This window comes from Wolbachia endosymbiont of Drosophila incompta (assembly GCF_001758565.1).
Classification (GTDB): domain Bacteria; phylum Pseudomonadota; class Alphaproteobacteria; order Rickettsiales; family Anaplasmataceae; genus Wolbachia; species Wolbachia pipientis.
Window position 1 is genome coordinate 777,230 of sequence record NZ_CP011148.1, and the last position, 1,395, is coordinate 778,624.

Here is a 1,395-nt window from a genome sequence, read left to right on the forward strand (position 1 = left end):
TACAGGAGCTATGGCAATAAGCTACCCAGTTATTATCAGAAGATATGAATACTACCTCTAGTCAAAATATGTGTTTTCTAACCCTTTTTTGGTAATTGAACGAACGAAGATAAGGTACCTTATGACGATCAACTTTCCTTCCCTTTCTTACCGCCAAAGTGTTCATCAAAAATAGCTTTGATAATTGATCCATAATGCAGTCAGTATCTGATTCCGTAGCAAAAATGTCGAAAGCCAAGTTTTTGATCGCGTTAAATGAGACAGATTTGTTAATGCTCCTCTTAAGCTTATCATCGGTTAAGTCCATATTCAACGCTTCTTCTACATCTTCTGTCATAACACTTTCTAGGTTGCTAATAAAGATAGCTGACCAAAAATCCTGTTTAACAGACTCAACACTTTTTCCTGTAAAATTTTCTAGACTTAGTCTTCCTTTGAGTTTTGCAAAAAATGTCTCAACTCCCCAGCGTAAAAAATATAACTCCTTAAATCCTCCAGTTTGAAACTTTTGTTCATCCATTAATGATGTAGCTAACACTTCAATTTCACCAGATGGCAGTACCACTTTGAAGCGTTATTCCACTATTTTCTTGTTTTATCTTACGCTGAGCACATATGGTAACCTCAACACTAGATGGGCTTTTTTCTTCAAACATAGCATTCACTTCATTAATAGATGATCTGGGACATCGAATGACATAAGCAATTTTTCTTTTTGTAAGGCTAGAAAGAAATTTATAAGATAAATATACAAATCAGTAAGTCATTAGTATTTACAACTTTAAGCATTCCATCTGCTAAGTTAATTTCATGAGTGTTACCTCTATCTAACACTGACCTTATGGCAACATTATTTAGCACATCTTAACAAACCGCAAAGGTTGCACTTGCATAATCACCTAAATCTTTTGGTTTTTGGTTACGTATTTTTCTTGAGCCAAATTCATTTTTTATTTCAACGCTTGTTGGTAAAATGATTTTGGAGGCATCAAGAGCTAACACTCTAAAGCCAAAACAAGTTTTAAATTTTTGGTCTTGGTAGTACAAGGAAACCACACCTTCGTTAATTTCTGAAAATGCACTGTGTTTCATTTTTTTTCTTGCTTGACTAAAAGCACTAGCAGTAACGGTATAGTCTTTTTTCCTATATAAAATAAATTCGTTTAGTATTACTTGCAGCGACTTTACACTTTTTCTTAAAATTAAGATAAATATGTCAATAAAAGATAACTTCCTCTTTCTCATAAAATCTTTTGAAGATGATTTATGGGATTCTATAAATTCTAGACTTGCCAATTCATTTTGAATAAATTTTATTACTGCCTTTTTTACTCATACTACCTTTAAACTTATTGGTATACATCATTATCCCATAAAATCTATCTTTTTTCCTTA

The 1,395-nt window shown here is 32.3% G+C and carries 2 pseudogenes; both read right to left on the bottom strand.

Annotated elements, in window-relative coordinates:
• Positions 1-61: 61 nt before the first annotated feature.
• Positions 62-568: pseudogene (locus WG67_RS07845) on the bottom strand (transposase); the annotation flags it as partial.
• 51 nt (positions 569-619) lie between these two features.
• Positions 620-1,317: pseudogene (locus WG67_RS07850) on the bottom strand (transposase); the annotation flags it as partial.
• Positions 1,318-1,395: the final 78 nt, after the last annotated feature.